Here is a 4,060-nt window from a genome sequence, read left to right on the forward strand (position 1 = left end):
GCGCTGGGGCGCATCGAGATCACGCTGGAGAAGGGCGTGGACACACCCGCCTCGCTGCATTTCGCCGCCGAGCGGCCGGAGACCCTGCTGCAGCTGATGCAGGACGCGCCCGCCATCCAGGCCGTGTTGCAGCAGGCCGGGCTGGCGGCCGAGCAGGGCGCGACGCTGCAGTTCGGGCTGTGGAATGGCGCGCCGCGCCAGGAGGACGGTTCGCCCGGGGAGGGCGAAGGCCCGCCCCACGCCATGGCCCGCCGCCGCCGCGGCGCGGGCCCGGCCTCCGCCCTCCTGGCCTCCGCAGCCGGCGCCCCGCGCGCCGGTGTGGCCGGCCAGATCGACCTCGCCCTCTGATTCCTGCCCCCAAGACGGAGCGCCCCGCCATGGCCATCACCGACAGCGCCGCCATCACCACCGCCACCACCGCGGCGCGCGGCACCGCCAGCGGCAACGCCGCCACCAGCCTGGCGGGGGACATGCAGAGCTTCCTGATGTTGCTGACGACGCAGTTGCAGAACCAGGACCCGCTGCAGCCCCTCGATCCCACCCAGTTCACCACCCAGCTCTCGCAATTCGCCGCGGTGGAGCAGCAGATCGCCACCAACCGCAACATGGAGGCGCTGCTGGAGCTGCAGAACGCCGCCGCCATGCTCACCGCCGCGCCGCTGATGGGGCAGGAGATCACGGTGGCCACCGATTCGGTGGGGCTGCAGGATGGCACGGCGCAGAAGCTGAACCTGCCGGCGCTGAAGGAGGCCGGCGGCGCCAGCGGTGCGCTCGTCACCATCACCGATGCCGCCGGCACCGTGCTGCGCCAGGCCGCCGTGCCGCTGGGCGAGGCGGCCACCGCCTGGCGCTGGGACGGCCGCGATTCGCGCGGCGCCCTGCTCGCCGACGGCGCCTACAAGCTGTCCGTCGCCGGCACCGATGCGCGCGGCGTCGCCAGCAGCACGCTGGACGTGACCGTGACCGACCAAGTGGACAGCATCACCCGCAGCGGCGCCGGGCCGAAGCTCGGCCTTGGCGCCCTCACCGTCGGGCTGGAGGCGCTGCGCGGCCTGTAACGCACCGGAAAGCCACACCGCCGGCGCAAACCGCGCCGCGCCGCATCGCCGTTAATATTCAGGCAACGCCCCTGCGAAAGTTTCGCGGCGCGGGGAAGAACCCTGCGCGCGGAGAGCATGGCGTATGCGTCGACCAGGCGGCCCAAAACGGGCGATGGCAGGACCGGCGGAAGCCGGGCGGGCGGCCACGGCACGGCCGGGGCTGCCGGCGGGCCGTGATGCGCGGTGCGCCGCATGAACGCGGGCCTGCAACGCCTGCTTGCCTCGCTGCGCGCGCTTGGCCCGGCGCGGCTGGCCATGCTCGGCCTCTCGGCGGCGCTGACGCTCGGCGTGCTGGGCTACATGGTGCTGCGCACCACCACCCCGCCCATGGCCCTGCTCTATGCCGAGCTCGACCCGCGCGACGCGGCGCAGGTGGTGGCGGCGCTGGAGCGCGCCCGCGTGCCGCACCGCATCGGCCGCAACGGCACCGAGATCCTGGCGCCCGAGGAGCAGGTGCCGCGGCTGCGGCTGATGCTGGCGCGCGATGGCCTGCCGAGCGGCGGCAGCATCGGCTACGAGATCTTCGACCGCCAGGGCGGGCTGACCACCACCCCCTTCCAGCAGGACGTCAACCGCCTGCGCGCGATGGAGGGCGAGATCGCCCGCAGCATCCGCGCGCTGGAGGGCGTGGCCGCGGCGCGCGTGCACCTGGCCCTGCCGCGGCGCGAGCCCTTCTCGCGCGAGCGCAGCGAGGCGCAGGCCAGCGTGGTGCTGCAGATGCGCGGCGCCCAGCGGCTGGACCGCGAGGGCGTGCAGGCGGTGCTGCAGCTGGTCGCCTCCGCCGTGCCGGGGCTGAAGCCGCAGAACGTGGCGGTGGTGGACGGGCGCGGCGAGCTGCTCTCGCGCGGGCAGGGCGGCGAGGCGGGCGGCGCGCTGGCGCAATCGCGCGAGGAGCTGCGCCGCGCGCAGGAGATGCGCATGGCGCGCGGCATCGAGGAGATGCTGGAGCGCACCCTCGGCCCCGGCCGCGTGCGCGCCGAGGCGGCGCTGGAGATGGACCTCGACCGCGTGCAGGTGACCGAGGAGCGCTTCGACCCGGACAACCAGGTGCCGCGCAGCCAGAGCTCCACCACCGAGAGCAACCGCAGCGGCGAGCCGCAGAACGTCACCGTCGCCAACCAGCTGCCCGGCGCGCCGGCGCCGCCCCAGGGCGGGCCGCAGACGCAGGAGCAGCGGCAGGAGGAGACGATCAACTACGAGATCGGCCGCACCACGCGCAGCACGCTGCGCGAGCAGCCGATGCTGCGGCGCCTCTCCGTCGCCGTGCTGGTCGACGGGGTGTGGGAGCCGGCCGAGGCGCCGGGCGGCACGCCCCGCTTCCGCGAGCGCACGGCGGAGGAGCTGGCGCGGATCAGCGCGCTGGTGCGCGGCGCCATCGGCTTCAACGAGGCGCGCGGCGACCGGCTGGAAGTGGTGTCCCTGCGCTTCGCCGACCCCGGCCAGGGCGCCGAGGGCGAGGCGCCGTCCGGCTTCCTCGGCTTCGCCTCGCTGACGCCCGCGCTGACGGTGCGGCTGGTGGAGAGCGGCCTGCTGGCGCTGGTGGTGCTGGTGGGGCTGCTGCTGGGGCGGCCGGTGGTGAAGCGGCTGATCGCCGGCATGGCGCCGCCGCCCGCGGCGCCCGCCCTGCCCGACGGCACGGGCGCCACGCCCGGCCTGCCCGCGCCGGAGGGCGGCGCCCCCGCCATCGAGACGGACCAGCCGATGATGGACCTGGCCATGGTGCAGGGGCAGATCCGCGTCTCCAGCCTGAACAACCTGGCCGAGCTGGTGGACCGCAACCCCGATGAGACGCTGGCGGTGCTGCGCCGCTGGCTCACCCCGCAGGAGGCCAAGCCGTGAGCCTGACCCGCGCGTTCAACACCCTGGGCCTGACCGGCCCGCAGAAGGCGGCGACGCTGATGCTGGCGCTGGGCGAGGACCGCGCCGGCCGCCTGCTCGCGCGCATGCATGAGGACGAGGTGCGCGACGTCTCCGCCGCCATGGCGCAGCTCGGCACCGTCTCGGCCGAGACGGTGGAGGCGCTGTGCCGCGACTTCGCCGAGCAGATCGGCCAGGCCGGCTCGCTGATCGGCAGCTGGGAGACCACCGAGCGGATGCTGCTGCGCGGCCTGCCGCGCGACCGCGTGACGCAGATCATGGAAGAGCTGCGCGGCCCCGCCGGCCGCACCATGTGGGACAAGCTGGGCAACGTGAACGAGGCGGTGCTCGCCAACTACCTGAAGAACGAATACCCGCAGACCGTCGCCGTGGTGCTGACCAAGGTGCGGCCCGACCACGCCGCGCGCGTGCTGGCGCTGCTGCCCGAGGGCTTCGCCATGGAGGTGGTCATGCGCATGCTGCGCATGGAGAGCCCGCAGGCCGAGGCGCTGGAGGGCGTGGAGCGCACGCTGAAGGCCGAGTTCATGTCGAACCTCGCCCGCTCCGCGCGGCGGGATTCGCACGAGCTGCTGGCCGAGATCATGAACAACCTCGACCGCGCCGCCGAGGGCCGCATCATGGCCGGGCTGGAGGAGCGCGCGGCCGATTCCGCCTCGCGCATCCGCTCGCTGATGTTCACCTTCGAGGATCTGCGGCGGCTCGATGCCGCCGGCATCGCCGTGCTGCTGCGCGCGGTGGAGAAGGACCGGCTGGTGATCGCGCTCAAGGGCGCCTCCGAGACGCTGCGCGAGCAGTTCTTCAAGGCCATGTCGGAGCGCGCCGGCCGCATGCTGCGCGACGACATCGCGAGCCTCGGCCCCACGCGGCTGCGCGACGTGGAGGAGGCGCAGATGGCCATGGTGGCGCTGGCCAAGGAGCTGGCCCAGCAGGGCGAGCTGCGCCTGGCCGAGGGCGAGGCCGAGGAGATGGTGTATTGAGCGCCGCCGTGTCGGGCGAGGCGCCGCTGCGCCACCACGCCCTGCTGCTGCGCCACGCCGCGCCGGCCGCCCCGGCGCGCCCGCTGGCCCGCCCCGGCGCGCACC

The 4,060-nt window shown here is 74.7% G+C and carries 4 protein-coding genes; all 4 read left to right on the forward strand.

Annotated features, from left to right (window positions below):
* Positions 1-348 (forward strand): hypothetical protein (locus tag ACZJYS_RS23120; RefSeq protein ID WP_493180475.1); only part of this gene is annotated, 348 nt, incomplete at its 5' end.
* 29 nt (positions 349-377) lie between these two features.
* The gene (locus ACZJYS_RS23125; protein ID WP_109517479.1) at positions 378-1,058 is read left to right on the forward strand and encodes a flagellar hook assembly protein FlgD; all 681 of its coding nucleotides are present in this window, start codon (positions 378-380) and stop codon (positions 1,056-1,058) included.
* 234 nt (positions 1,059-1,292) lie between these two features.
* Entirely contained in the window at positions 1,293-2,939 is a 1,647-nt protein-coding gene (fliF, locus tag ACZJYS_RS23130; RefSeq protein WP_493180476.1) for a flagellar basal-body MS-ring/collar protein FliF, read from the forward strand.
* Positions 2,936-3,955, forward strand: a complete 1,020-nt coding sequence (fliG, locus tag ACZJYS_RS23135; RefSeq protein WP_456316318.1) for a flagellar motor switch protein FliG — start codon at positions 2,936-2,938, stop codon at positions 3,953-3,955. The genes fliF and fliG overlap by 4 nt, the downstream gene beginning before the upstream one ends.
* The last annotated feature ends 105 nt before the right edge of the window (positions 3,956-4,060 follow it).

Source organism: Roseomonas sp. TS2 (assembly GCF_058833935.1).